Annotated in this window: 20 protein-coding genes; 10 read left to right on the forward strand and 10 right to left on the reverse strand. The window is 70.0% G+C overall.

Annotated elements, in window-relative coordinates; all coding sequences use genetic code 11:
- Positions 1-6 precede the first annotated feature (6 nt).
- Together IE307_RS26785 and IE307_RS26790 are read right to left on the reverse strand one after the other, a co-directional pair.
- A complete protein-coding gene (locus IE307_RS26785; RefSeq protein ID WP_191302103.1) occupies positions 7-930 on the reverse strand; it encodes an ATP-binding cassette domain-containing protein in 924 nt (307 codons plus the stop codon).
- Positions 923-1,537 (reverse strand): TetR/AcrR family transcriptional regulator, encoded by a 615-nt coding sequence (locus IE307_RS26790; RefSeq protein ID WP_191302104.1) that lies wholly within the window; start codon positions 1,535-1,537, stop codon positions 923-925. Before IE307_RS26790 ends, IE307_RS26785 begins: the two co-directional genes overlap by 8 nt.
- Positions 1,538-1,773: 236 nt before the next feature.
- On the opposite strand from IE307_RS26790, the gene IE307_RS26795 reads away from it, so the two are divergent.
- The 4 genes from IE307_RS26795 to IE307_RS26810 all read left to right on the forward strand — a co-directional run bounded on the left by IE307_RS26795 (position 1,774) and on the right by IE307_RS26810 (position 13,706).
- The gene (locus tag IE307_RS26795; RefSeq protein ID WP_191302105.1) at positions 1,774-2,187 is read left to right on the forward strand and encodes a single-stranded DNA-binding protein; all 414 of its coding nucleotides are present in this window, start codon (positions 1,774-1,776) and stop codon (positions 2,185-2,187) included.
- Positions 2,188-2,461: 274 nt separating this feature from the next.
- Positions 2,462-4,138, forward strand: a complete 1,677-nt coding sequence (ettA, locus tag IE307_RS26800) for an energy-dependent translational throttle protein EttA (RefSeq protein WP_191302106.1) — start codon at positions 2,462-2,464, stop codon at positions 4,136-4,138.
- An 18-nt stretch (positions 4,139-4,156) separates the two neighbouring features.
- Entirely contained in the window at positions 4,157-8,386 is a 4,230-nt protein-coding gene (locus tag IE307_RS26805; RefSeq protein ID WP_191302107.1) for a hypothetical protein, read from the forward strand.
- A 382-nt stretch (positions 8,387-8,768) separates the two neighbouring features.
- On the forward strand, positions 8,769-13,706 hold the full coding sequence (locus IE307_RS26810; protein WP_191302108.1) for an NAD-glutamate dehydrogenase: 4,938 nt from the start codon (positions 8,769-8,771) through the stop codon (positions 13,704-13,706).
- A 133-nt stretch (positions 13,707-13,839) separates the two neighbouring features.
- Here the strand turns inward: IE307_RS26810 and IE307_RS26815 are convergent, their stop codons facing one another.
- Positions 13,840-14,337, reverse strand: coding sequence for a DUF2975 domain-containing protein (locus IE307_RS26815; RefSeq protein WP_191302109.1), 498 nt, complete (start codon positions 14,335-14,337; stop codon positions 13,840-13,842).
- Positions 14,338-14,430: 93 nt separating this feature from the next.
- Here IE307_RS26815 and IE307_RS26820 point away from each other — a divergent pair, with 93 nt between their 5' ends.
- Together IE307_RS26820 and IE307_RS26825 are read left to right on the forward strand one after the other, a co-directional pair.
- Positions 14,431-14,862: an acyl-CoA thioesterase gene (locus IE307_RS26820; protein WP_191302110.1), complete on the forward strand. Its 432-nt coding sequence runs from the start codon at positions 14,431-14,433 to the stop codon at positions 14,860-14,862.
- Positions 14,855-15,481, forward strand: coding sequence for a DUF8010 domain-containing protein (locus tag IE307_RS26825; protein WP_191302111.1), 627 nt, complete (start codon positions 14,855-14,857; stop codon positions 15,479-15,481). The genes IE307_RS26820 and IE307_RS26825 overlap by 8 nt, the downstream gene beginning before the upstream one ends.
- Before the next feature lie 58 nt (positions 15,482-15,539).
- On the opposite strand, the gene IE307_RS26830 is transcribed toward IE307_RS26825, so the two are convergent.
- The 4 genes from IE307_RS26830 to IE307_RS26845 form a co-directional block, all read right to left on the reverse strand.
- Entirely contained in the window at positions 15,540-17,132 is a 1,593-nt protein-coding gene (locus tag IE307_RS26830) for a glycoside hydrolase family 13 protein (protein WP_191302112.1), read from the reverse strand.
- 57 nt (positions 17,133-17,189) lie between these two features.
- Entirely contained in the window at positions 17,190-17,573 is a 384-nt protein-coding gene (locus IE307_RS26835) for a globin (RefSeq protein ID WP_229905088.1), read from the reverse strand.
- A 141-nt stretch (positions 17,574-17,714) separates the two neighbouring features.
- Positions 17,715-18,548, reverse strand: coding sequence for a mechanosensitive ion channel family protein (locus IE307_RS26840; protein ID WP_229905103.1), 834 nt, complete (start codon positions 18,546-18,548; stop codon positions 17,715-17,717).
- A gap of 92 nt (positions 18,549-18,640) precedes the next feature.
- Positions 18,641-20,737: a prolyl oligopeptidase family serine peptidase gene (locus tag IE307_RS26845; protein WP_191302115.1), complete on the reverse strand. Its 2,097-nt coding sequence runs from the start codon at positions 20,735-20,737 to the stop codon at positions 18,641-18,643.
- 247 nt (positions 20,738-20,984) lie between these two features.
- Here IE307_RS26845 and IE307_RS26850 point away from each other — a divergent pair, with 247 nt between their 5' ends.
- Positions 20,985-21,557, forward strand: coding sequence for an HNH endonuclease (locus IE307_RS26850; protein WP_229693928.1), 573 nt, complete (start codon positions 20,985-20,987; stop codon positions 21,555-21,557).
- Between the two features lie 20 nt (positions 21,558-21,577).
- Here the strand turns inward: IE307_RS26850 and IE307_RS26855 are convergent, their stop codons facing one another.
- Positions 21,578-22,081, reverse strand: coding sequence for a DUF2345 domain-containing protein (locus IE307_RS26855; RefSeq protein WP_191302117.1), 504 nt, complete (start codon positions 22,079-22,081; stop codon positions 21,578-21,580).
- Positions 22,082-22,384: 303 nt separating this feature from the next.
- On the opposite strand from IE307_RS26855, the gene IE307_RS26860 reads away from it, so the two are divergent.
- From IE307_RS26860 to IE307_RS26870, 3 genes are read left to right on the forward strand one after another with little or no spacing between them, the layout of a single operon-like run.
- A complete protein-coding gene (locus tag IE307_RS26860) occupies positions 22,385-23,554 on the forward strand; it encodes an MFS transporter (RefSeq protein WP_191302118.1) in 1,170 nt (389 codons plus the stop codon).
- A gap of 20 nt (positions 23,555-23,574) precedes the next feature.
- Complete coding sequence (gene ctaJ / locus IE307_RS26865) at positions 23,575-23,820, forward strand: aa3-type cytochrome oxidase subunit CtaJ (RefSeq protein WP_191302119.1); 246 nt, start codon at positions 23,575-23,577, stop codon at positions 23,818-23,820.
- Positions 23,807-24,286: a DUF5130 family protein gene (locus IE307_RS26870; protein WP_191302120.1), complete on the forward strand. Its 480-nt coding sequence runs from the start codon at positions 23,807-23,809 to the stop codon at positions 24,284-24,286. The genes ctaJ and IE307_RS26870 overlap by 14 nt, the downstream gene beginning before the upstream one ends.
- Positions 24,287-24,331: 45 nt before the next feature.
- On the opposite strand, the gene IE307_RS26875 is transcribed toward IE307_RS26870, so the two are convergent.
- Positions 24,332-24,982, reverse strand: coding sequence for a GNAT family N-acetyltransferase (locus IE307_RS26875; RefSeq protein ID WP_191302121.1), 651 nt, complete (start codon positions 24,980-24,982; stop codon positions 24,332-24,334).
- Positions 24,979-26,079, reverse strand: a complete 1,101-nt coding sequence (locus IE307_RS26880; protein WP_191302122.1) for a barstar family protein — start codon at positions 26,077-26,079, stop codon at positions 24,979-24,981. Before IE307_RS26880 ends, IE307_RS26875 begins: the two co-directional genes overlap by 4 nt.
- Between the last annotated feature and the right edge of the window lie 3 nt (positions 26,080-26,082).

Raw genomic sequence — 26,082 nt, forward strand, 5'->3', positions numbered from 1 at the left:
TTCCCCCTAGTTCGCGGCGAGCGTGAGGTAGACGTCGTCCAAAGTGGGCTCCTTGAGGCCGATTTCGTGCGCCTCCAAGCCGTTGTCGTCCAACGCGCGCACGACCGTCGCAAGGTCGCGTGACGCGCTGACGGGGGTCGTGAGCGTGAGGCCTTCCGCGACGGGGTTGAGACCCACGGAGCCGATGGCCTTCAGTGCGGTGTCCACTTCGGACACCGAGTCGAGCGTGACGGTCACCGTGCGCTGGCCGACCTGGGCCTTGAGCTCGGCCGAGGTGCCGGACGCGACGACCTTGCCGTGGGACAGCACGGTGATCGAGTCGGCGAGCCGGTCGGCCTCGTCGAGGTACTGGGTCGTGAGCAGCACCGTGGTGCCGTCGGCGACGAGCTTCTCGACGATCTCCCACATCGCGAGGCGGCTGGCCGGGTCGAGGCCGGTGGTCGGCTCGTCCAGGAACAGCACCTCGGGGTTGCCGACCAGGGACGCGGCCAAGTCGAGGCGGCGCCGCATGCCGCCGGAGTAGGTCTTGGCGTTGCGCTTGGCGGCGTCGGTGAGGTCGAACTGCTCCAGCAGGTCGTCCGCACGCGCGTGGGCCTGCTTGCGGCTCGCGCCGAGCAGGCGGGCGATCAGGACGAGGTTGTCGTGGCCGCTGAGCTGCTCGTCGACTGCGGCGAACTGGCCGGTCAGGCCGATGCGGCTGCGGACCTCGTGGCTCTGCTTCACCACGTCGAAGCCCGCGACCTTCGCGCTGCCGCCCGACGGCGGCAGCATCGTGGTGAGGAGGTTGACGAGGGTGGTCTTGCCGGCGCCGTTGTGGCCGAGAAGGCCCAACACGGAGCCCTTCTTCGCTGTCACGCTCACGCCGTCGAGGGCGTTCACGTCGCCGAACCTCTTGCTCACGTCGTGAGCTTCGATCATGAACTCAGACATCTTTCCCCCCTGGTTTGAGTGCGCCGTGCAGGAACAGCTCCACGAGGTGCTCGGGGTCGACCGTCGTCTCGCCGAAGCCCTTGCCCTGCAGGCGGTTGGTGAAGACGAAACCGAGCAGCAGGCGGGCGGCGTGCTCGGGGGTGGTGCGCATCTCGGCGTCCCCGAAGATCCCCGCGACGGCGGTGGAGATCCGTTGCATGCCCTCCGGCGGGCCCTTGTGCTTCGTCTTGTCGTCGTGGTCCGGGTGCCAGCCGGACTCGCGCAGCGCGCCCATGACGCCCCACATGCGGTCGAGGTAGCCGAGCACCGAGCTGACCGCCACGACCAGCCGCTGCTGCAACGCCAGGCCCGAGGGGACCGCGTTGATGGCGGCCACTTCGTCGTCGGAGAGCAGCGCGCGCTCGATGACCGCGTCGAGCAGCTCCGCCTTGTCCTTGAAGACGCGGAACACCGTGCCCTCCGCGATGCCGGCCGCGGCGGCGATCTGGCTGGTGGTGACGTTCGCACCGGACTTGACGACGAGCGGCAGCGTGGCCTGGACGATCGCTTCGCGGCGGTCTTCCGGGCTCATCGCGGGGGCGCGGCGGCGGCGTGGTTCCTCTGACACGTCCGCCACTGTATGAGTGAGTACTCACTCATGTCAATGAGTGGGCGCTCACTCACTCGCGCGGCTCCAGCAGCGCCCTAGCACGCGGCCCTGACAATTCGGCGGTCCGAGGGGCTTCAAGATCTCGACCTGTCCACAACCCGCGAGTTGTCCACAGATCCGCGTCCGCCCCGCCGCCACCACCCGCCTCCGGAGCAACCTGGACCCCGAACCCCCGCGACCTGGAGGCAAGCCCGATGTCCTGGAATTCCACCCTGATCACCGTTGTTGGAACCGTCGTCAGCGAGATCACGTACAAGCACGGCGAGGACGGCAAGACGCACGCGTTCTTCCGCATCAACTCCACCGAGCGCCGGTACAACACGGCGACGGGCGAGTGGGAGGACGGCGAGACCTTGTGGCTCGGCGTCTCGTGCTGGCGCAAGCTGGCCGACAGCGTGAAGACCACGCTGTCCAAGGGTGATCCCGTGATCGTCCAGGGCAAGCTGCGGATGCGCACCTACGAGAAGGACGACGTGAAGCGGCAGGCGTTCAACCTGGACGCGTCGCACGTCGGACTGGACTTGAGCCGGGTGCAGTCACTCGGCTCCGCCCCGCTCGTTGAACCGCGAGCCGGGGAGGACCTCGCCGAGGAACCCGTCCCTTTCTGACACCACCTTGATCCGTTCGGGGCAAACAGGTGCCGTATATCGGGGAACCCACCCGATCGGGCACCGCGCGCCGGAGAAGATGTACGTACTGCGAAACACGAAGAAGGAGGGAAGTTCGTAGGTCGGAGCCGCTGAGGACCGATCGCCGAGAGTTGTTCACCTTCGAACGGAACGGGCTGGTCACCGAGTCGCGTGACGCTCGATCCGGGGGTGGGCGCCTGCTTGTCGGCGACCGAGGTCAGGAGCCTCTGGGCACCGCTCTACGATCGCCGCCATGGCCGAGTTCATCTACACCATGAAAAAGGTGCGCAAGGCGCACGGTGACAAGGTCATCCTCGATGACGTCACGATCATGTTCTACCCCGGCGCGAAGATCGGTGTGGTCGGTCCCAACGGCGCCGGCAAGTCGAGCGTGCTCAAGATCATGGCGGGGCTGGACACACCCGGCAACGGCGAGGCCTACCTTGCCCCCGGTTACACGGTGGGCATCCTGCAGCAGGAGCCGCCGCTCAACGAGGAGAAGACCGTCCTCGGCAACGTCCAGGAGGGCCTGGGCGAGATCAAGGTGAAGCTGGACCGCTTCAACGAGATCGCCGAGCTGATGGCGACCGACTACAGCGACGAGCTGATGGAGGAGATGGGCAAGCTCCAGGAGGAGCTCGACCACGCGAACGCGTGGGACATCGACTCGCAGCTCGACCAGGCGATGGACGCGTTGCGCTGCCCGCCGCCGGACGCCGACGTCACCAAGCTCTCCGGTGGTGAGCGCCGCCGTGTCGCGCTGTGCAAGCTGCTGCTGAGCAAGCCCGACCTGCTGCTGCTCGACGAGCCCACCAACCACCTGGACGCGGAGAGCGTCCTGTGGCTGGAGCAGCACCTCGCGCAGTACACCGGCGCCGTGCTCGCCGTGACCCACGACAGGTACTTCCTGGACAACCTCGCCGAGTGGATCCTCGAGATCGACCGCGGCAAGACCCACCCGTACGAGGGCAACTACTCCACCTACCTGGAGAAGAAGGCCGAGCGCCTCGCCATCTCGGGCAAGAAGGACCAGAAGCTGCAGAAGCGCCTCAAGGACGAGCTGGAGTGGGTGCGCTCCGGCGCCAAGGCCCGCCAGGCCAAGTCCAAGGCGCGTCTCGACCGCTACGAGGAGATGGCGGCCGAGGCGGAGAAGACCCGCAAGCTCGACTTCGAGGAGATCCAGATCCCGCCGGGCCCGCGTCTGGGCAACGTCGTGGTCGAGGTCGACAAGCTCAAGAAGGGCTTCGGCGACCGGGTCCTGATCGACGGCCTGTCGTTCACGTTGCCGCGCAACGGCATCGTCGGCGTCATCGGCCCGAACGGCGTCGGAAAGACGACGCTGTTCAAGACCATCGTCGGTCTCGAGCAGCCCGACGCCGGCGGCGTGAAGGTCGGCGAGACGGTCCTGCTGTCCTACGTCGACCAGAACCGCGGCGGCATCGACCCGAAGAAGAACGTGTGGGAGGTCGTGTCCGGCGGACTCGACTACATCCACGTCGGCAACGTCGAGATGCCGTCCCGCGCGTACGTCAGCGCGTTCGGCTTCAAGGGACCGGACCAGCAGAAGCCCGCGGGCGTGCTGTCCGGTGGTGAGCGCAACCGCCTCAACCTCGCGCTCACGCTCAAGCTCGGCGGCAACCTGATCCTGCTGGACGAGCCGACGAACGACCTGGACGTCGAGACCCTCGGCTCGCTGGAGAACGCTCTCGAGCAGTTCCCCGGCTGCGCCGTGGTCATCTCCCACGACCGGTGGTTCCTCGACCGCGTCGCCACGCACATCCTCGCGTGGGAGGGCACCGACGAGGACCCGTCGAAGTGGTACTGGTTCGAGGGCAACTTCGAGGGCTACGAGAAGAACAAGCTCGAGCGCCTGGGTGCGGACGCCGCGAGGCCGCACCGTGTCACGTACCGCAAGCTGACACGGGACTGAGAGGGCAACGGCGACGTCGTGGCGGCGAGGGGCGAGACGCAGGCGAACGTCGAGGTGAGCACGCTGGTCGTGCCCGCCTGGATGCTGCGTTGGCGCGCACCGGAGCTCGCTCTGGTGCTGGGTGAGCGCGCGGTCGCGCTCGCCTCGGCCCGCCGCGACGAGGCCGACCGCCTGCGAGCGGAGTCGCTGGTGGTCTTCGCGGGCAACCGCGTGGGCCGCGGCGTCCGCTTCGCCGACCGGGCGATCGACGCGCTGAAAGCCGCCGAGGTCGCCGGTGAGCACGAGACCGGGTGGCTGCTGCGGGTCGAGCTCGCGGCGTGCGCACGGTCCGTGGGAGCACCGCTGACGGGGTTCGCGGCGGTCACGCCGGTGCTGGAAGCACCGGACGTGCCCGCGGAACTGCGGGCCTCGGCCCTGGTGCAGGCGAGCGAATGCCTCGTGACGGTCGGGCGCGGCGACGAACCCACGCGGGCGCTCGCCGAGGCCGACCAGCTCTACGTCGCCGACACGACGCTCGACGAGGACACGCGGCTGCTGCTGCGCGGCCAGATCCGCGCGGTGCAGGCGGCTCAGCACCGGCGGTGGGGCGACATAGCCGCCGCCATCGGTGCCGCGCGCGAGGGCCTCGACCTGTTGAGCAGGTTCTCCGACCCGGACGCGGACAGCGGTCAGGGCCTGGGCCGGCTCACGCTGGAACTGGCTCTCGCGCTGATGGACGCGAACCGCCTGCTCGACGCGAGTGCCGTCGGCGCGCCGCTGCTCGACCGGCCGGTGCGCGCGCCTTCGGCGTCCGCCACCGGCTGGCTGCGCCTGGCCCTGGCCACGCGGGTGCACCTGCCCGCGGGCAGGGTCGGGCTGGCCCGCGAGATGCTGCGCGAGGCCGTCGCGAGCGCCGAACGCCACCAGCTCGACACGTTGCTGGCGGAGAGCCTGCTCGCGCTGGCCGACGTGCACGAGGTGTCCGGCGACCTGGCCGACGCGCTGACGAACCTGCGCTCCGCCCACGCCGCCGAACGCCGCCGCGCCCGCGCCGTCTACGCGGTGAGGGCACGGCTCGCCGCCGAGTTCTCCGGTGTCCACCGCCAGCCGGCCGACCTGCACCAGCAACTCGCGAGCGTGCTCAGGCCGGTCGAGGGCATGCAGGTGGTCACCGACGGCGTGCTGTCCGCCGCACTGAAGCAACAACTCCGGCAGTGGCGCCCGGTCCAGGTCCGCAAGGGCGACGGGCCGATGGTCAAGCGCGCTCGGCGCGCTGCCGAAGACATGACCGTGGAAGGTTTGTCCGCGGCACGACAACACGCCGCCGACCGGTGGCGCATGGTCCAGCCGTTCGGCGAGCCCGATGACAAGACCCCGGAAGCCGTGGAACCGCCACCCGCACCCCTGCCTTCTTCCTCCCCTTCCCCCTCCGACCGCACCGTCCCCGCCTCGGGCCTGATCGCCTCCGCGGGCGCCATGGTGAGCGGCCGGCGACGCGCCGCCCGCGTGGCCGCCGGCGAGATCGACGACGACCGGCCCACCACCATCGCCGAAATCCCCATCACACCGGCGGCGCCCGAGCCGCCGCCGCAAGAGCCGGAACAGCAGCCGCAGCTGACCGTCGAGCAGGAACGCAAGCGCAAGGTCGAGCAGCAGCTCATGGAGCTGCAACGCGAGGCCCGCCGCCAGATCGAGGCCGAACGCCAGGCCCGCGCCGAGCAACGCGCCCAGGCCGAACGCGAAGCCCAGGCCGCCGAGGAGGCCGCGCGCCAGGAAGCGGCCCGCCAGGAGGCCGCCCGCCAGGAGGCCGCCCGCCAGGAAGAGGCGGCGCGGCACGAGGCGGCCCGTCAGGAAGCGGCTCGCGAAGAGGCGGCACGGCAAGAGGCCGCGCGTCAGGAAGCGGCTCGCGAAGAGGCGGCACGGCAAGAGGCCGCGCGTCAGGAAGCGGCTCGCGAAGAGGCGGCACGGCAAGAGGCCGCGCGTCAGGAAGCCGCTCGCGAAGAGGCGGCACGGCAAGAAGCCGCGCGTCAGGAAGCCGCCCGTGAAGAGGCGGCACGCCAGGAAGCCGCCAGGGTGGAAGCGGCGCGGCAAGAAGCTGCTCGGCTGGACGCGGCTCGCCAGGAGGCCGCTCGCCTCGACGCCGTGCGCCAGGAGGAGATCCGCCGCGAGGCCGCGCGCCAGGAAGCCGTGCGCCGCGACGTCGCCCGGCAGGAGGCGGCGCACCAGGAGGTCGCCCGCCTGGCCGTGGAACGCGAGGAAGCCGCCCGTGCGGAGGCCGCCGCGCGCGACGACGAGTCGAATTCGCAGCCGGAAAGCGTGCTGGACATGCTCAAGGCCCAGGGTCTGCGGGCCGGTGGCCGCCGCCGGGCCCGCGATGCCGAACAGCAGTCCGACACGCCGTCGTGGCGGGTCGAACCCCCGTCGGGCCCGCGTCAGAACGGCCAGGCGGAAGACGCGTCGCCGAACTACTTCGCGGACTCCAGCACCCGCAGCCGCGCCGAGCGCCTCGCGGACCAGAACAACGCGGACGGCGGCACGCGTTCCGGTCTGGCCGCGGCGTTCTCGCGTCCGCCGGCGGCCCCGGACTTCGGTCCCCACGTCGACGAACCGGCCTACCCGCTGCACACCCCGGCCGGGGGCTTCCCCGCCTCCGAAGCCGACCCGGACGAGCGCAAGCTCCCCGACCTCGACTTCAGCAGCCTCGACTTCAGCACGCCGAAGCCGAAACCCGCCGCGTCGATCCCCACTCCGGCTCCCGAGGAGCTCCCCGACCCGGAGCCCGGCAGGCAGCCGCTCGCGCCCGTGCCGGACCCGGTTCCGGCCGTGCCAGTTCCGGACGAGATCCCGCCGGCTCCCGAACCGGACCTGCTGTCGACCAGCTTCCTCAGTTCGGCGGACGTCGACGACGACCCGTCGGACGTCCCCACGACCCCGGTGCGCGCGCAACCGCGGACCGAGCAGGCCTTCGGTGGTCAGAGCAGCTTCGGCGCGCAGTCCTCGTTCGGCACCCAGTCGGGCTTCGGCAGCCAGTCGTTCGGTTCCACGCCGACCTTCGGCACCCAGCCGGACTTCGGTGCCCAGCCCGTCTACAGCCTCGAGTCGACCTACGGCACGGGGTCGGGCGGCAACACCGATTCCGGCTACGGCACGGATTTCGGTCATGGCTCGGAGGCCGGCCGGTCCGCGGATCGCACGGGGCCGGGTTCTGACCCCGCCACGTCGGTGGAGACGGGTTCCGGCGCCGACGCGCAGTCCGATTCGGTCGCGCCGTACGACTTCTTCGCCACCAAGCCCGAGGGCGGGGAACCGGCCAACGGCACGGGTCCCGAGTCCGACGACCGCACGGGCCGCCCCAGCAGCCGCCGCAGGCCGAGCGAGATGAGCCTCGCCGACCTGCTGGCCGAAGCACTGGTCGCCTACGAGACCGGCCGCCGTTCCGACGAGGAACAGCTCGACGCCTCGGACCTGACGGCCCCGGACTGGTCAGCCGTCGACACCGGGGGCCAGGCCGCCACCGCGGACCTGCCGGACCGCCCCGCTGAAGCCGAGCCGCCCGAGGACTCGGCGTTCCGGCCGGGTGAGCACGACACGGGCGCTGACTTCCGGCCCGGTGAGCACGACATGGCCGCGGACTTCCGGTCAGGCGAGTCGTTCGGCACGGCGACCGACGTTCGGCCAGGCGAGTCGTTCGGCACGGCGACCGACCTTCGGCCAGGCGAGTCGTTCGGCACGGCCACCGACTTCCGGTCAGGCGAGCCGTTCGGCGCCCCCACCGACTTCCGGACCGACGAGTCGTTCGGCGCGGCCGCCGAGGTCCGGACGGGTTCGGATCCGGGGGCGGGAACGGCGTTCAGCTCGGAGTCGCTGTTCCGGACGAGCCGGTCCCAGGACGAGTCGGAGGACGGGCCGTCCGCGGAGACGCTGTTCGGGTCGGGCGCGTCGTACATCGTCCAGCTGAACAGGCCGGCCGGGGTCACGCCCTCGTCGGAGGCGGCGCTCGGTTCCGGCGCGGCGTTCGGTGGGCAGGACCCGGCGGCGCAGTCGCCGTTCAGCTCGGAGGCGTTGTTCGGGGCGAACCGGTTCGGGCCGCAGCAGGGCGCTTCGGGGGAGAACCCGGACCCGCTGTTCCGGCCGTCCGCCTTCCCACAGGAGTCCGAGCAGGAGAAGACGGGGCCGATCATCCCGGTGGCACCGGACACCGAGACGACCGGCCCGATTCGTCCTTTCCGGGGGGACGGGCCTCCCGGCTGGACGCTGCCGGGGCGGTGAGGGTGGCCAGGGCCACACCTCAAGCCTTGCCCAACCCCGTTCGCCGGGACGCAGGGCCGGGAGTCGCGTGAGCGGCCGGGCGGTGACCAGTGGCGGGCGGGCCGGTGACGTCCGGCGGTTCCACGGTGGTCACGCCGTCGTGGAGCCCATGATCGGATGAATGTGCGGACCGGCGGGGCGCGGGGGCTGGTGGAGACAGCCGCCGTCCCGTCGCGTCCACGGATGCGGAAAGCCTTGTCCCCACTGATGATGTGACTCGATTCAGCCCACGATTCAGTGGTCCGTCAGAGCACCTCCCGTTGCCGGTGATTCCCGCCACCCCATCTATGGTGGGGCCGGACCCGGCACACAGAGGTGCCGGATAGCGTGGAGTCGCCTGAAGATGACCTCGACTGGAGCCCCGACCCGAACCGACGACGTCTCCGCGGCCCCCGCCGCGGGTGATGGCAGTCCAACGGCCAGTCCTGAGCAGGTCCGTGACGAGCTGATCGAACGGGCCGCCGCCAATGCCCCCGAACTCGCTGACCTGATCCGCCTTTTCTACCGCCACGTGCCCGCCGAGGAAGTCAACGACGACGACCCGGTGGACCTGGTCGGTGCGGTGCGGTCGAACTACCAGCTCGCCGAGAGCCGCGTCCCCGGACGCGCCGCGGTGCGCATCCTCAACCCGACGCGCAGTGCCGACGGGTGGCAGTGTCCTGTCACCGTGGTGCAGGTCGTCACCGACGACATGCCCTACCTCGTCGACTCGGTCGCGTCCGAGCTCACGCGCGCCGGTGTGCAGGTGCAGCGCGTCGTGCACCCGATCGTCGTCGTGCGGCGTGATCCGGTCACAGGCGCGCGCACCGAGGTGCTGCCGACCGCCGATCCGGCCGATCCGCCCGCGGACGCGCTGGCCGAGTCGTGGATGAACATCGAGGTCGACCTCATCACCGACCCCGATCGTGCCCGCGAGCTCGAGACGCGCCTGCAGACGGTGCTGACCGACGTCCGCGAGGTCGTCGAGGACACCGACCGCATGGTCACCACGGCGCTGCAGCTCGCCGACGAGCTCGAGAAGGACTCGTCCGAGGCCACCACCGACGGCTCGAAGCTGCTCAAGTGGCTCGCGGACGGGCACTTCACGTTCATGGGCTACCGGCAGTACGAGCTGGTGCGCGAGGACGGCGAACCGGCGCTGCGGGCCGTGCTCGCGAGCGGTCTCGGCGTGCTGCGCCAGGACAGCCTCGCCGCGCGCAGCCTCACCGCGGGCCCGGACAACGGCGCGCAGGCCCTGAGCCCCGAGCTGCTGGTGCTGACGCAGGCGAGCGCGCAGAGCAGCGTGCACCGCAGCGTCTACCCCTACTACGTGGGCGTGAAGACGTTCGACTCCGAGGGCAACGTCTCGGGCGAGCACCGGTTCCTCGGCATCCTCAGCACCACCGCGCTGCACGAGGACGTCCTCGACATCCCGGTGATCGAGCGCCGCGTGCGCGAGGTGATCCACCGCGCGGGCTTCCCGCTGCAGTCGTACTCGGGCCAGCGGATGCTCGAGGTGATCCAGAACTACCCGCGCACCGAGCTGTTCTCGGTCGACGCCGACACGCTCTACCAGACGACCACGGGCGTCATCGCGCTCGCGGAACGCCGCCGGCTGCGGCTGTTCCTGCGCCGCGACCCGTTCGGCCGCTTCTTCTCGTGCCTGGTCTACCTGCCGCGCGACCGCTACACGACGACGAGCCGCCTCGCGATGCAGGAGGTGCTGCTCGCCGAGCTCGGCGGGCTGAACCTCGAGTACAGCGCGCGCATCGGCGAGTCCGCGCTGGCCCGCGTGCACTTCATGGTGCACACGGAACCGGCGCGCACGCTGGAGCCGGACGTCCACGCGATCCAGGCCAAGCTCGCCGAGGCCGTCCGCAGCTGGGACGACCGCATGGTCGAGGCCGTCGGCGGCGACGCACTCGGCGCCGAGTCGGCCACGGAGCAGGGGCAGCGGTTCGCCTCGGTCTTCCCGGAGGCCTACAAGGAGGACTTCAACGCCGCCACGGGCCTCGAGGACTACCGGCGCATCGAGAAGCTCGTCGAGGGCGACCTCGACATGGTCTTCTACGTGCCGGAGAACGCCGAACCGGGCGAGCGGCGCTTCAAGCTGTTCGTGACCGGTGAGGGCATCACGCTGTCCGACGTGCTGCCGATGCTGCAGCGCATGGGCGTCATCGTGGTCGACGAGCGGCCGTACGAGATCGCGCGCGAGGACGGCGTGCAGTGCTGGATCTACGACTTCGGCCTGCGCATCGACAAGGCCGCGCTGGCCCAGCTCTCCGAGGCCGACCTCGACGGCGTGCGCGTGCGGTTCCAGGACGCGTTCGCCGCGGTCTGGCGCGGTGAGGCCGAGGTCGACAGGTTCAACTCGCTGGTGCTGCAGGCCGGGCTCACCTGGCAGCAGGCCGCGATGCTGCGCGCGTACGCGAAGTACCTGCGCCAGGCGGGCACGCCGTACTCGCAGGACTACATCGAGGACGCCGTGCTCAGCCACACGAGCGTGGCGATCGCGCTGGTCGCGTTGTTCGAGGCCCGGTTCAACCCGGCGCTCAGCGACGCGAACCGGGCCGCGCACACCGAGACCATGGTCACCGAGATCGGCAAGCTGATCGACGACGTGACGAGCCTCGACGCGGACCGCATCCTGCGCAGCCTGCTCACGCTGATCAACGCCACGCTGCGGACGAACTACTTCTTCCGCGACGCCGAAGGCAACGCCCGGCCGTACCTGTCGGTCAAGCTCGACCCGCAGGCGATCCCGGACCTGCCGCAGCCGCGGCCGAAGTTCGAGATCTTCGTGTACTCGCCGCGCGTCGAGGGCGTGCACCTGCGCTTCGGCAGCGTCGCGCGCGGTGGCCTGCGCTGGTCCGACCGCCGCGAGGACTTCCGCACGGAGGTCCTCGGCCTGGTCAAGGCGCAGGCCGTGAAGAACGCGGTGATCGTGCCGGTCGGCGCGAAGGGCGGCTTCGTCGTCAAGAAGCCGGTCCCGCCCACGGGCGACCCCGGCATCGACCGCGAGAACTTCATGTCCGAGGGCATCGCCTGCTACAAGATGTTCATCTCGGGCCTGCTCGACCTCACCGACAACCTGATCAACAACGAGGTCGTGCCCGCACCGCAGGTCGTGCGCTACGACGCCGACGACACGTACCTGGTCGTGGCGGCGGACAAGGGCACCGCGACGTTCTCCGACATCGCGAACGGCGTGAGCCAGAGCTACGGCTTCTGGCTGGGCGACGCGTTCGCCTCGGGTGGCTCGATCGGCTACGACCACAAGGCCATGGGCATCACGGCCAAGGGCGCGTGGGAGAGCGTGAAGCGCTCGTTCCGCGAACTCGGCGTGGACACGCAGACCGAGGAGTTCACCGTCGTCGGCATCGGCGACATGTCCGGTGACGTGTTCGGCAACGGCATGATGCTGTCCGAGCACATCCGGCTCGTGGCGGCGTTCGACCACCGGCACGTCTTCATCGACCCGAACCCGGTGGCGGCCACGTCGTTCGCCGAGCGGGTGCGGTTGTTCACCGTGCCGCGCTCGTCGTGGGACGACTACGACCGCTCGCTGATCAGCGAGGGCGGCGGGATCTTCCCGCTCACGGCCAAGTCGATCCCGATCTCCGAGCAGGCCCGCGTCGCCCTGGGGCTTCCCGAGGGCGTCACCAAGCTGTCGCCGCCCGAGCTCAAGAAGGCGATCCTGCTCTCGCCGGTCGACCTGCTGTGGAACGGCGGTATCGGCACGTACGTCAAGGCGTCGACCGAGTCGCACGCCGACGTCGGCGACAAGGCGAACGACACGATCCGCGTGGACGGCAGTGAGCTGCGCGTCCAGGTGATCGGCGAGGGCGGCAACCTGGGTCTGACCCAGCGAGGTCGCATCGAGTTCGCGCGCAACGGCGGCAAGGTCAACACCGACGCGCTCGACAACTCCGCCGGTGTCGACTGCTCCGACCACGAGGTCAACATCAAGATCCTGCTGGACCACCTGGTCCGGGAGGGGTCGCTGGAGCAGCAGCAGCGCAACGAGGTCCTCGCCGAGATGACCGACGAGGTCGGCGAGCTCGTGCTGGCGGACAACTACTCGCAGAACAACGTCCTCGGCGTCAGCCGGGCGCACGCGGCCCCGATGCTGTCGGTGCACGCCCGCCTCACGGCTGATCTCGAAGCCCGCGGCGCGCTCAAGCGCAAGCTGGAGGCGATGCCGAGCGTGGCGGAGTTCAAGGCGCTGGAGAAGGCCGGCCAGGGCCTCACCTCGCCGGAGCTCGCCACACTGCTCGCGTTCACCAAGCTCACGCTGAAGGAAGAGCTGCTCGCGAGCGACATCCCGACGATCGACACGTTCACCCGCAAGCTCCCGGACTACTTCCCGAGCCTGCTGCGCGAACGCTTCGGCGCCGCGATCCCGAACCACCCGCTGGCGCGGCAGATCATCACGACGGTGATCGTGAACGAGGTCGTCGACGGTGGCGGCATCTCCTTCGCCTTCCGCCTGGCCGAGGAGATGAGCGCCTCGGCGACGGACGCGGTCCGCGCCTACGCCGTCGTCACCCAGGTCTTCGACCTGCCGTCGATCTGGCGCGAGATCGAGGCGCTGGACACCGCGGTGCCGACGGAGGTCCAGGACAGCATGGTCCTCGAGACCCGCCGCCTGCTGGACCGCGCGTCGCGCTGGCTGCTGTCCAACCGCCCGCAGCCGCTCGCGGTGGGGTCCACGATCAACCGCTTCCGCGGCGTGGTCGAGGAGCTCAGCCCGTACGCCTTCGACCTGTTGCAGGGCAAGGAACTGGACGTGGTCGCGGGCAAGGCCGACCGGTACGTCGAACAGGGCGTCCCGGCGGAGCTGGCCCGCAAGGTGGCCGCGCTGCTCTACATGTACGGCCTGTTCGACGTCACCGAGATCGCCGAGCTGGCCGAACGCGAGTTCGGCCCGACCGGCGGCGCGGGGCCGGAGCGCTCGCACCGCGAGACGGCCGAGCTGTACTTCGCGCTGTCCGACCACCTCGACATCGACCACATGCTGGACTCGGTGACGAGCCTGGAGCGCGGCAACCGCTGGCACGCCCTGGCCCGCCTGGCTCTCCGCGACGACTTCTACTCGTCGCTGCGGGCCATCTCGGTGGACGTGCTGCGGGCGAGCGACGAGGACGACACGGCGAGCGAGAAGATCGCCAAGTGGGAGCAGGCCAACGCCTCCCGCCTGGCCCGCTCGCGCGGTGCGCTCGAGGAGATCAACCGGGTCCACCAGCTGGACCTGGCGACGCTGTCCGTTGCCGCGCGTCAGGTGCGGAGCATGGTCAGGTAGCAGGAACGAGGAACCGGGGGCGTCGCGGAACTCTCCGCGGCGCCCCCGGTCTTGTGCGGCGCCGCGGAATCCCCTCCACGACGCCCCGGTGTCGCGGGTGCCCTGGAATCCCCTCCACGACACCGACTCGGTCTCAGACGACCTGCTCCAACTCGGCGCGCTGCGCGATCGCCCTGCCGAGCCACTTCCGCCCGACCACGACGAGCAGCGCCACACCGGTCGCCGCGACGGTGCCGGCGCCGGATCCCATCCACAGCCCCAGGACCTCCATGCCGTCGGCGGGCGAGGGGATCTCGGCGAACGTGACGTAGACGAACAGCGTCGCGAGCACCAGGGCGCCCGCGGTGATCGCGCCGATCGCGACGTTCGTCCACGTGAGCGCGCCGGACTCGAACACGGTGTCCTCACCCGCCCGCTGCAGCATCCCCCCGAGCGCGACCGCCAGGACCTGCAGGCAGGCGATGAAGACGATCGCGAACACCACGAACGGCACCCGCACCGACTCGTACGGCGGGAAGTTCTCGACCTCGTTCGCCGCGGTCCCCGGGATCACCACGACCTGGGCGAACAGTCCACCGAGGAACGCGAAGGCGAGCAGTGCCTGCAGGAAGAACACCAGTGCGCGGGTCATGAATCGAGTATCGAGAGCTGCCTATCGATTTTCAATCGGCTGGTGTGGAGGTCCTGTGAAGGTTCGCCCACTCGTGAGCGGTAGGGTCCCCGCATGGGTGTCTTCGTCACTGGTGTGCGACCGCGATGGTCGGACATGGATGCGTTCGGCCACGTCAACCACGCGAAAACGGTGACGTTGCTCGAAGAGGCCCGGATCGAGCTGCTGTTCACCGAAGCCGCCCGCCACGGGGTCAAGGAACTGGCCGAGGGCATGGTCGTGGCGAAGCTCGTGGTCGAGTACCTCGCGCCGATCGTGTTCACCGGTGAGGACGTCCTGGTGGAGATGTCGGTGCGGGAACTGAAGTCCGCGTCGCTGACGCTCGACTACGTGGTGCGCGGCAGCCGCGACGTGAACAGCCCGGTGGTGGTCAAGGCGGAGACGCTCATGGCGCCCTTCAACGTGACGACAGCACGACCGCGTCGGCTCACCGAGGCCGAGCGCGACTTTCTCGCCGGGTGGCGGGCAGGGGGAAACGGTGCCTGAGCTGGTGTTGGCCGACGCGGCCGAGAGAGACGACCTCGGGGCGTTCGCCGCGCGGGCGGTGCGCCTCGACGCGCAGTCCGTGGTGCGGCTGCGCAACCGCAACGAGGAGATGCTCGACGCGTGGATCGCCACGCCGTTCGACGCCCTCGCCACGCGAACCGTTGCGGGACAGGCGAATCCGGCGGACGTCACGGTGTCCGGATCGGAGCTGCTGACCGGGCTCGCGGTCATGCGCGACGAGCGCATCGACCCCGGACCGGCCAAGGACCTGATGTGGCGCACGGCCCTGCCGCCCACCGAGGGCTGGCTCCTGGTCGACCACCTGCCCGTCGAGGTCGTCGCGAAGATCGCCGACGAAGGCGTCGAGGTGGCGCGGGAGAACACCGGGCCGCAGGGCACGCCGCCGGCTTCGCTGCTCGACCAGACCGTGTTGACGGTCAGCGGGTCCGGGTTGGACGTCAAGATCCCGCTGCGCGTGCTGTTCGCGTTGTCGGGCATGGGTTTCCTCGGCGAGGACGGCGAGGTCCGGGTGACCGCGACCGACTCGTGGCTGCGGATCGACGCACGCTTCGGCGCCGTGGTCCGGCGCCGGCACTCCATGCTGCCGCTGATCGTCTGACGCACGAACGAAAAGCGCCCCGGAACCCAGGTTCCGGGGCGCTCTTCCATGCGGAGACTCAGACGAGCCAGACAGCCGTGTCCGGGGGCAGCTGGTCGCCGTCCATCGGACCGGACGACAGCAGCACCTTGCCGGGAGGCAGCGGCACCGACGCGCCCGAGGTGTTCAGGGCGCAGATCAGGCCGCCGCCCTTGCGCCGGAACGCGAAGCAGCCGGCGGGAGCGCCGTACCACTCGAGCTCCTCACCGGCGAAGCCCGCGTTGGACTTCCGGTGCTCCAGCGCCTCGCGGTACAGCGAGAGCATCGAGCCCGGGTCCTCCAGCTGCGCCTCGGCCGTGAGGTGGTCCCACTCGTTCGGCTGCGGCAGCCAGGTGTTCACGGCCGTGGAGAACCCGAACGGCGGGCTGGTGCCCTCCCACGGGATCGGCACGCGGCAGCCGTCACGGCCGCGCTCGGTGTGCCCGGAGCGCTCCCAGGTCGGGTCCTGCAGGGCCCAGTCCGGCAGCTCCACGTTCGGCAGGCCGAGCTCTTCGCCGTTGTAGAGGTAGATGACGCCCGGCAGCGCCAGCTCGACCAGCGTCATCGCGCGGGCCCGCTGCTCACCGGGGGCACCGCCGCCGTACCGCGTCACGTGGCGCACCACGTCGTGGTTCGACAGCGTCCACGTGGCGGGGGTACCGGTGGGGGCGACCGCGGCCAGCGAGTGCTCGATCGCCGAACGGACCGCGTCGGCGTCGAAGCCCGCCTGCACCAGGCGGAAGTTGAAGCCCAGGTGCAGTTCGTCGGGACGGACGTAGGCGGCGAAGCGCTCGTCGTCCTTCACCCAGATCTCGCCGACGGCCATGGTGCCGGGGTAGCCGTCCAGGACCTTGCGGATCATGCGGTGGATCTCGTGCACGCCGTCGTTGTCGAAGCGCGGGTCGTGCACGTCGTCGGACAGCACGCCGGGGGCCTGCGGGCGGATGTCCATGTCCGGCAGGCCCTCGGGCTTGGCCATGCCGTGCGCCACGTCGATGCGGAAGCCGTCGACGCCGCGGTCGAGCCAGAACCGCAGGGTCTGCTCCAGGTCGGCGCGGACCTCCGGGTGCTCCCAGTTGAGGTCGGGCTGCTCCGGCGCGAACAGGTGCAGGTACCACTGGCCGTCCGGCACGCGGGTCCACGCGGGACCGCCGAAGACCGACGTCCAGTTGTTCGGGGGCTGCGAGCCGTCGAAACCGCGGCCCTCGCGGAAGACGTAGCGGGCGCGCTCCATGCTGCCGGGGCCCGCGTGCAGCGCCTCCTGGAACCACTCGTGCAGGTCGCTCGAGTGGTTCGGGACCAGGTCGACCGTCACCCGGATGTTGTGCTCGTGCGCGTCTGCCACCAGCCGGTCGAACGCGGCCAGGTCGCCGAACAGCGGGTCCACGTCGCGCGGGTCGGCCACGTCGTAGCCGTGGTCGGCCATCGGCGAGCGGTAGAACGGGGTGAGCCAGAGGGCGTCGACCCCGAGCAGCTCCAGGTAGCCGAGGCGGGACCTGATGCCCTCGAGGTCGCCGACGCCGTCGCCGTTGGAGTCGGCGAAGGAGCGCACGTACACCTGGTAGAAGACGGCGTCACGCCACCAGGCGGCCTCTTCGGCGATCTCGGGGCTGAGGTCGGAGGATCGTCGCACGGGGGGTCATCCTGCCATTCGTCTCGCTGCTAAAGGACCCGAACGGGTGATGGGCGCTCAGGACGGGCTGTTCATCAAGCTGTTCGCCGCCATCTCCATGTAGTCCCACAGCTGCTTGTCGTGAGCCTCGTCCAGACCGGCTTCGTCGAGGGCGATCCTCATGCAGCGCAGCCACGCGTCCCGCTCGACCAGACCGATCGTGAACGGCATGTGGCGCATCCGCAGCCTCGGGTGGCCCCGGTTGTCCGAGTAGGTGTGGGGGCCGCCCCAGTACTGCATCAGGAACAGGCGGAACCGCTCCTCCGCTGGTCCGAGGTCCTCTTCCGGGTAGAGGGGGCGGAGGACCTCGTCGGACTTCACCTCTTCGTAGAAGCGCGCGACGATGCGGTGGAACGTCTCCTCGCCACCGACCTGTTCGAAGAAGCTCACGGGGTTTCCCACACACCCATCCTGACTCACGCGGGCCACCGGGCGCAGGCCGCCCCGGGTGTTGGCCGTGTCATAGGGGTGTGAACTGGCAGGACGCCGGGTGATCATCGTCTCGAATGGGTGTTCTAACTCACCCGGCGCCCGCGTTTGAACTCATTTGGCGGTGAAACCGGCGTCCTCGAGGGCGGGCATGAGCTGCGCGCGCAGGTTGCGCTGCACCGCCCACTGGCGGCCGGGACGCGTCTTCACGGTGACCCGCAGGGTGATGCCGTCGACGGTGAACTTCTCCACGCCGAGCACCTCGGGCTTGGCCGTGATGTCGGTCTTGAGCGGTTCCTTCTCGGCGGCGTCCGCGGCCTTGCGCTCCAGCACGGCGGTGGCCTCGGCGAGGTTCGCGCCGTAGCTCAGCGGCAGGTCGACGACGGCGACCGCGAAGCCCTGCGACGAGTTGCCGACGCGCAGGATCTCGCCGTTGCGGACGTACCAGACGGTGCCGCCCGTGTCGCGGATCGTGGTGGTGCGCAGCGCGACCGCCTCGACGGTGCCGCTGATCGACGGGCCGAGGTCGACGACGTCGCCCACGCCGTACTGGTCCTCCAGCAGCATGAACATGCCGGACAGGAAGTCCTTCACCAGGTTCTGGGCGCCGAAGCCGATGGCGACGCCCAGGATGCCCGCCGAGGTCAGCACGGGCGTGATGTCCAGCCCGACCACGATCATGATCTCCAGGAACGCGATTCCGAAGATCAGGATCGTGACGATCGACTTCAGCACCGAGCCGATCGTGCGGGCGCGCTGCTCGCGGCGCTCGGAGATCAGGTTTCCGAGCGCCTGGGGCGCGCGCTCCCGCAACGGCTTGAGCAGCCCCGGCTTCTTGCCCTCCTTGCCGGGGATCGTGATCCGGTCGATGACCTTGCGGAGCAGGGCCCGGAGGATGAAGGCGGCGATCAGGATCACCACGATCTTGATCGCGCCCGCCAGGATCATCGGGCCGTACTTCTCGAAGAAGCCGACCGCCTGCGCGGTCCTGTTCGAGATGTCGTCCACGGGACTCGTGGCCATCACGTGGTGGTGCCCTCCTACAACTCCATGCCTGTGGCATTCGCGAGAAACGTCAGCTGGTCCACGGCGAGAGCCACCGTCCGGCTGACCGATCGTCCGGCGTGACCGACCTCGGTCTCGCGGCGGATCAGCACGGGGTGCTTGGTCGGATCACTTGACGAAGCGTGCTGCAGTGCCGCGCACATCTTCCTGGCGTGGTTGGGGTCCACACGAGAATCCGACTCGAACACCGTGAACAACACAGAAGGGTACTCAACGTCCGTTACCACTTGGTGATAAGGCGAGTAGGAGAGCAGCCAGCCCAGTTCCTCGGAAACGCTTGCGCTCCCGTATTCGTCGGCCCACAGCCGCCCGAGCAGGAACTTCTCGTAGCGCACCATGTCGAGCAGTGGCGCTGAGCACACCACGGCCGCGTAGAGCTCGGGGCGTTGCGTCAGCGCGGCGCCCACGAGCAGACCGCCGTTGGAGCCTCCCATGATCGACAGCTGCTGGGGCGTGGTCCACCCGTCGCGGACCAGGCGCTCCGCCGCCGCGTGGAAGTCGTCGAACACGTTCTGCTTGTTGGCGCGCATGCCGTCGACGTGCCAGTCCTCGCCTTCCTCGTCGCCGCCGCGCAACGACACGTGCACCCACACGCCGCCCGCCTCGACCCAGGCCAGCGTGGTCGCGCTGTAGCCGGGACCACGGCCGATCGCGAAGCCGCCGTAGCCGGTGAGCAGCGCGGGACGGGGCAGGTCGGGCTTCTGCTCGCCGCTCACGACGAACATCCGGACCGTCGTGCCGTCCTTCGAGGAGTACGCGATCTGCTGCGTCGTCACGGCCGGCAGTTCGACGCGACCAGGCGCGGCCTCGTGCAGCACCGTCTCCCCGGTGGCCCTGGAGTAGCGGAACACCGACTGCGGCGTCACGAAGTCCGTCCACCCGAACCAGAGCGTGTCCTGGTCGTGGGGCGTCTGGGGGTCCACAACGGACATGCCGTGCAGCGAACCCGTGCCGGGCAGCGGGATCTCCTGCTTGTGCGCGCCGGTCGTGGCGTCGTGCAGGTGCAGTTCGGACACCGCGTGCCGGGTGCGCAGGACGACCAGGTCTCCGTCGAGCCAGCGCACGCCGTCGAGCACCGAGTCGGGTTCCTCGCCGATCAGCTCGGTCCACTCGGTGGGGTTCGCGGGGTCGGCGACGCAGAGGCGCTGCCGGGGCGCGCCGTGGTTGGTGTGCAGGTAGAGCCTGCCGTCACGCGCGACGGACGCCGAGCACTGGACGCCCTCCTCGGTCAGGATCACGGGCTTGAGCTCACCGGTGCCGTGCAGGTCCGCGATCCACACGGAGTCGTGCTTCATCGTGCTGGGCGCACCGCTCACGACCAGCCAGCGGCCGTCGTGCGAGACGTTCAGCGTGTAGTAGAACGTGTGCGCCTGGCCGTCGCCGTGCACGTTGAGGTCGGTCTCCGGGTCCGTGCCGACGCGGTGGCGCCACACGCGGCGGTGGAACAGCTTCTCGTCCTCGGGCAGCAGCGCCGGGTCGAGCTGGCGGACGTAGTAGAACTCCTCGCCGCCCGGCAGCCAGCCGATCGCGGAGTAGCGGCACCGGTCGATGGGACCCTCGACGAGCTCACCGGTCTCGACGTCGATGACGTGCAGCAGCGAGTGCTCGTTGCCGCCCACGGACACCTGGTAGGCGAGGCGCGTGCCCTCGAGGCTGGGGGACCAGCCGTCCAGGGTGGTGCTGCCGGACGGGTCGAGCGCGCTCACGTCGAGCAGCACGCGTTCGGTGCCGTCGGTCTCGCGCACCACGACGACGGGGTGGTCCTGCTCGGGGCCGCGGCGGGTGAAGAACGCCCTGCCGGCGCGCCAGCTCGGCGTGGACACCGATCCCGTGCGCATCAGCTCCCTCAGCCGGGCGTCGAGCCGCTCGCGGCCGGGCATCGCGTCCAACCAGGAGCGCGCGAGCACGTCCTGCGCCTGCGACCACTCCGCGGTGCGGGGGTCTGCCGTGTCCTCGAGCCAGCGGTACGGATCGGCGACGTCGCGCCCGTGGAGCTGCTCGGTGAGGTTTAGCCGCTCGGCGATCGGGTAGGTGATCGTCGCAGGCAGTGGAGTGGAAGGGGCCTCTGTCACCTTGTCAAGGGTAGCGGGCTCTTGAAAACCATCTCCGATAGGGAGCTGGTTCACCCCAGGTTCGATCACGCATCCGTGACACGTCACTTATCACACGTGATTTTTTCCTGGTAAGTGTGGTCTCCTATGGCTGAACCGGTGGAGGTGTCGCGTGCCAGACCGACAACCGACCCCTATCGGCGGCTCGCTGCACGGCGAGGCGGCGCCGACGGTCCCCCCATGCCGAAATCAGCCCGAGCTGCGGGTCGTGCCGGATGGGGATCGAGATGGGGGAGGTCCCGGTCCGACGCCGGCGGTTTTCCCCTGGGGAAGACGCAAGGTCCTGCTGCTCAACGCCACGTTCGAGCCGCTCACGGCGTTGTCACTGCGCCGCGCGGTCGTCCTCGTGGTCTGCGGGAAAGCCGAAGTCGTGCACGGAGACGCTTCCGGGCTGGTGCTGCACTCGTCGAAGTCCGAGGTGCTCGTGCCGTCCGTGATCCGGCTGAGCTCCTACGTGCGCGTGCCTTATCGCGGCCGTGTGCCGATGACCCGTGCCGGGCTCATGCACCGCGACCGTTATCGCTGCGCCTACTGCGGCGGGCGGGCCGAGACGATCGACCACGTCGTGCCGCGTTCGCGTGGCGGACCTCACACCTGGACGAACTGCGTCGCCTGCTGTGCGAAGTGCAACCACCGCAAGGCGGACAAGTTGCTGTCGGAGCTGGGCTGGCGGCTGCGCGTCGTTCCCGCGGCGCCGCGTGGCCCGCACTGGCGGCTGCTCGCCGGGGTGGCCGAGGCTGATCCTCAGTGGTTGCCGTACCTGGGTGAACCCGCGGCCTGATCTGCCGCGTCCGCGCCGGGTCAGGCCGCGAGGGAGAAGTCGTCCCGGCGTGCCGTGATGCGCACGGAGTCGTCGTGCGCGGTGATGCGGACCGAGTCGTCCAGGGTGATGCGCACGGAGTCCTGCTGTGCCGTGATGCGCACGGAGTCGTCGTGCGCCGTGATGCGCACCGAGTCGTCATGCGCGGTGATGCGGACTGAGTCCTGCTGCGCCGTGATCCGGACCGAGTCGTCGTGTGCGGTGATGCGCACGGAGTCGTCCATGGTGATGCGGACCGAGTCGTCGTGCGCGGTGATCCTGACCGAATCGCTCTGAGCGGTGATCCGGACGGAGTCGTCGTGGGCCGTGATCCGGACGGAGTCGGCGCACGTGATCCTGACCGAATCGCTCGCGGTGATGCGCACGGAGTCGCTCATCGTGATGCGGACGGAGTCGCTCGCCGTGATGCGCACCGAATCCGAGGCGGTGATCCGAACGGAGTCGTCCATCGTGATCCGGACGGAGTCACTGGCGGTGATACGCACTGAGTCGTCCTTGTAGCTCGGAAGAGTGAAGGTCACGGCCTGGGAGGGGGTCATCGTGAACATTTTGTGTCCTCCAACTCGTTCGGGGCGGGTGCGCAAGACCCGTATAGGTGAAAAGCTAGGAGGTGAGTGATCCGGGAACAAGACCCCAAACCGGCACCCGTTCGCCTCCGACCGGGTGAGGCCTGACCGGGTGTAACCGCTGCGCCGCACGAGAGCACTCGTTGGCCTTACTGGCCGGTATGGACACGCTCTGTAGTGTCCAATCTGGTGGAACGTGATGTGCGTCATAGGGCAAAAGGCGTGCACGAACGGGGTTTTCGAGCGCTCACCGGGGCTTGGGCGGTGTCGCTCGCGGGCGACGGCGTGCGCGTCGTCGCGTTGCCCTTGTTCACCGCCGCGAGCACGCGCAGTCCGCTCGCCGTGTCCGCTGTGGCCGTCGCGCTGACGCTGCCCTGGTTGCTCGTCGCGCTGCCCGCCGGCGCCCTTGTGGACCGCTGGAGACCCAGAAACGTTGTCGTGGTGGCGCATTCGCTGCGCGCCGGGGTGACCGGAGTGCTCGCGCTCGCGGTCCACACCGGACACGCGACGGTGGTCGTCTTGTGCGCCACGGCTTTCGTGCTGACGTCCGCGGAGACGTTCGCGGACTCGGCGTCCCAGGTGCTGCTGGTCGAGCTCGCGGGCCCTGGAGGGCTGGAGGCGGCGAACGGCAGGTTCGTCGCGGTCGAGACGGTCGGGATGGACCTCGCCGGCCCGCTGGCCGCCGCGGCGCTGTTCTGGTGGGCCCCGGCCGCCTGCTTCGCCCTCGACGCGCTCTCGTTCGTCGCCGCCGCGGTGCTCGCGTCCCGCGTGCCGGACGTCGCCGCGGAACGGTCCGAGGGTGATCTTCGCGGGCAACTGGCCGAGGGGGCGCGGTTCCTCCTGCGGACCCCGGGCCTGCGGTCACTGGTAGTTGCCGTTGCAATCACAGCTCTGTGTGCGGCCGCGATCAACGCCGTGCTGGCGCTCTACTCCATCCAGGTACTCGGTCTCGCCGAACCGGTGGTTCCGCTCCTCGTCGTGGCCATGGCGGCCGGAGCTCTGCTAGGGGCCTGGCTCTCCCCGCGGCTCGCGCGGCGGTGGGGTTCCGGCCGGGTCATGGTCGGGTTCCTGGCGGTGCTCGGCGCTGCGTTCGCGTTGTTCGGCCTCACCCCGCTGCTGGTGGTGGCGGTGTTCGCGTGCGTGCTGTTCGGCCTGGCGTCCGCGGGGTGGAACGTGCTGTCCGCGACCCGGCGGCAACGCCTCACGCCCGGCCCGATGATGGGCCGTGTGACCAGTGCTTATCGGGTGCTCGCCTGGGGCCTGTCCCCGCTGGGTGCGGGCCTCGCCGGACCGCTGGCCGAGGCGACGTCGCTCGGCACCGTCTACGTCGTGGCGGGCTCGATCGTGGGATTCACCGCGATCTTGCTGGCCCGGCCGCTCGTGCGCGGCTGAGTTCGGCTACCGTACCCGCCGTGACCATCGTGGAGACCGTTCTCGTCTTCGCGCTGATCCCGCTGGCCATTTACGGCGTGATCACGCTGCTGACGGTGAGGCCAAAGGCCACCCGGATTCCCCGGTACCGGCCCGGCCAGGAGTGGGGCTACGCCCCGGTGTGGTGGAGCGCGAACCCCGCTGGGTTGAGCGCGGAGCACCACAGCGCCGCTGAGCCCGGTACCGCGGGCTCGACCGCCAAGGGAGGCGCACGTGGCAACTGGTAAGGCGATCGAGGCCGTCGACCCGGCATCGCTGCCCCTCGGGGCCGTCGTGACGAACAGCGGCCGGGTGTCCGCGGCGAAGATGTACGAGCCGCACGTGCCGGAGCTGCCGTTCACGCCGACCCAGCTCGCGCAGCTGGACGAGGCGCTGACGCTCTCCAGCCGCACCACGGGCCTCGACTTCAGCGTGTACCTGGGCGAGCTCGGCTCGAACGCCCACGAGCGCGCGCAGGAGCTGCACGGCTCCACCGAGCGCCCGTCGCACCACGTCCTCGTGGCCGTGTCGCCGGGCGAGCGCGTCGTCGAGGTCGTGACGGGCGAGGAGTCCCACCGCCGTCTCGCCGACCGCGGCGCCAAGCTCGCGGTGATGAGCATGGTCGCGTCCTTCAAGGAGGGCGACCTCGCGGGCGGCCTCGTGTCGGGCCTGCGCATGCTGACCGACCAGGCGGGCACCGCACCGCGTTCCTGATCATCGTTCTCGAGAACGCCCCCGGCACCGCGCCGGGGGCGTTTTCTACGCGCTGACCGCGTCCCGCGCGGCCGCGTTCTGGGCCACCACGAGGTCGGAGATCTTCTCCCACCCCAGCTTGAGGTACAGGTGCACGCCCGCGGTGGAGGCGAACAACAGCCCGGTCTCCGCGCCCTGGTCCAGTGCCTCCGTGATCAGCGCGCCCATCACGACGCTGCCGAGCCCCCGCCGCCGATGTGCCTCCGCGGTCTCGATGCGGTGGGCCACGGCATCCCGGCCCACCACGGCCATCAACCCGCTGGCCGCCACCTCACCGTCCGCCAGCACCCTCACCCCGATCACCGGGCCCCCGGTGACCTCCACCTCGTAGCCCGCGGGCGGTTCCGGCGCGGGATGGCCCGCCAGCGCACGCCGCATGAACGTCTCGTCCGGCCGGGCCACGATCATGCCCGCCGCTTCGACGTCCGCGACCACCTTCTCGGGCGCGTGCGTGGGGACGCTGAGCCAGCTCGGTTCGCTCGCGGCCGCCACCATCGTGGCCATCGCGGCGGTCTCCGCGTCGTCCGTCGCGATCCACTCGAACACCCGGTGCGGCCGGTTCACGTGGACCACCAGGTAGCCGTCGCGGTGCTCGGACGTCAGCCCGTCGGCCGCGATCCAGCCGCGGTGCCAGCGCTCCACCAGTTCGCCGATCATGCTTCTCCTTCTGATGTGGACGGTTCGAGCACGAGGTCGACGTGGAGCCGCAGAGTTGCCACGATCCAGTCGAACTCCTCGGCGACCGCGTGACGAGCGACGTCGGAGTGGTGCCACACCACGGTGGTGTCGCCGGGCACTGGACCGCAGCACAACAGACGCAGGTGCTCCTCCACCTCCCAGTACGTCCGTCCGAAAAGACGTCCCGGACCGAGCAGTCCCTCGTTCAGCGCGAGGTAGAGGCTCGGCGTGTCGGTGACGTGCCTGCCGTCGACGTGGAAGACACCCCCGCCGCCCCACCCCTGCGGCCGGTCGTCGCCGTGACGCAGCAGTGCGAGCCAGGCCGATCGGCCCTCGGTGCCGTACCGCGACCACAGACCGGGTTCGGCCGGAACGCTCTCCCGCCAGAGTTCCCACACCGGCCGCCAGCCGGCCTTCGGGAACGTCCTTCCTTCGACGAAGTGCGCAGTCTGGGCGAACGTCAGGTCGAGGAGCCCGGCACCCAGCGGTGACCGCCGGACGTCGGTGATGTCCAGGCCGAACGGCACGGTGGCCAGCTCGTCGCCGTGGACGTCCAGTGCGCGGAGGTACTCCGCGTAGCCCTCCCACAGATGCGGTCTCTCGATGACCTGTCTGGTCGGCTCGGCGACCTCGCACCCGATGAGCCGCACGGGAGGCCAATGGACGCGGTAGTCGTGCCCCTTGCGGGGAAAACCGTCGATGGAGGTGCACTCACGATCCAGTGTCCCCGGCTCCAGCAGCCAGTACGTCACCACGTCGGGCAGCGGATCGAACAAGTAGGACTGGCACAACAGGGATGCCGAGGCGAACACCTCGCCGTCCGGTGTCACAGCGTGGACGTGAATGTCCTCGAACGTCCACCTCTGCAGGTGGTGCGGGCCGTCGTACACGTCGAACCCGACGAGCTCGCCGAACCGCGCGGCGGTCTCCGGCAGGACCCCGCGGAACACCAGGAGCTCTCGGTCCGGCAGCACTTCACCGGTGAACAGGCCGTCCGCGTCGACGGCCCGGACCAGCACTTCTTCGTCGTAACCCTCGATGTGGCGCACGACCTCGTAGCGAATCGGCAGCGGCAAGAA

The organism is Lentzea cavernae, assembly GCF_014653695.1.
Classification (GTDB): Bacteria; Actinomycetota; Actinomycetes; order Mycobacteriales; family Pseudonocardiaceae; genus Lentzea; species Lentzea cavernae.

Excerpts from the sequence above, each read along its gene's own strand:
- IE307_RS26785 (WP_191302103.1), bottom strand. The coding sequence starts at position 930 with ATGTCTGAGTTCATGATCGAAGCTCACGACGTGAGCAAGAGGTTCGGC.
- IE307_RS26795 (WP_191302105.1), top strand. The coding sequence starts at position 1,774 with ATGTCCTGGAATTCCACCCTGATCACCGTTGTTGGAACCGTCGTCAGC.
- IE307_RS26815 (WP_191302109.1), bottom strand. The coding sequence starts at position 14,337 with ATGACCCGCGCACTGGTGTTCTTCCTGCAGGCACTGCTCGCCTTCGCG.
- IE307_RS26875 (WP_191302121.1), bottom strand. The coding sequence starts at position 24,982 with ATGATCGGCGAACTGGTGGAGCGCTGGCACCGCGGCTGGATCGCGGCC.
- IE307_RS26810 (WP_191302108.1), top strand. The coding sequence starts at position 8,769 with ATGACCTCGACTGGAGCCCCGACCCGAACCGACGACGTCTCCGCGGCC.
- IE307_RS26840 (WP_229905103.1), bottom strand. The coding sequence starts at position 18,548 with ATGATCCTGGCGGGCGCGATCAAGATCGTGGTGATCCTGATCGCCGCC.
- IE307_RS26820 (WP_191302110.1), top strand. The coding sequence starts at position 14,431 with ATGGGTGTCTTCGTCACTGGTGTGCGACCGCGATGGTCGGACATGGAT.
- ettA (WP_191302106.1), top strand. The coding sequence starts at position 2,462 with ATGGCCGAGTTCATCTACACCATGAAAAAGGTGCGCAAGGCGCACGGT.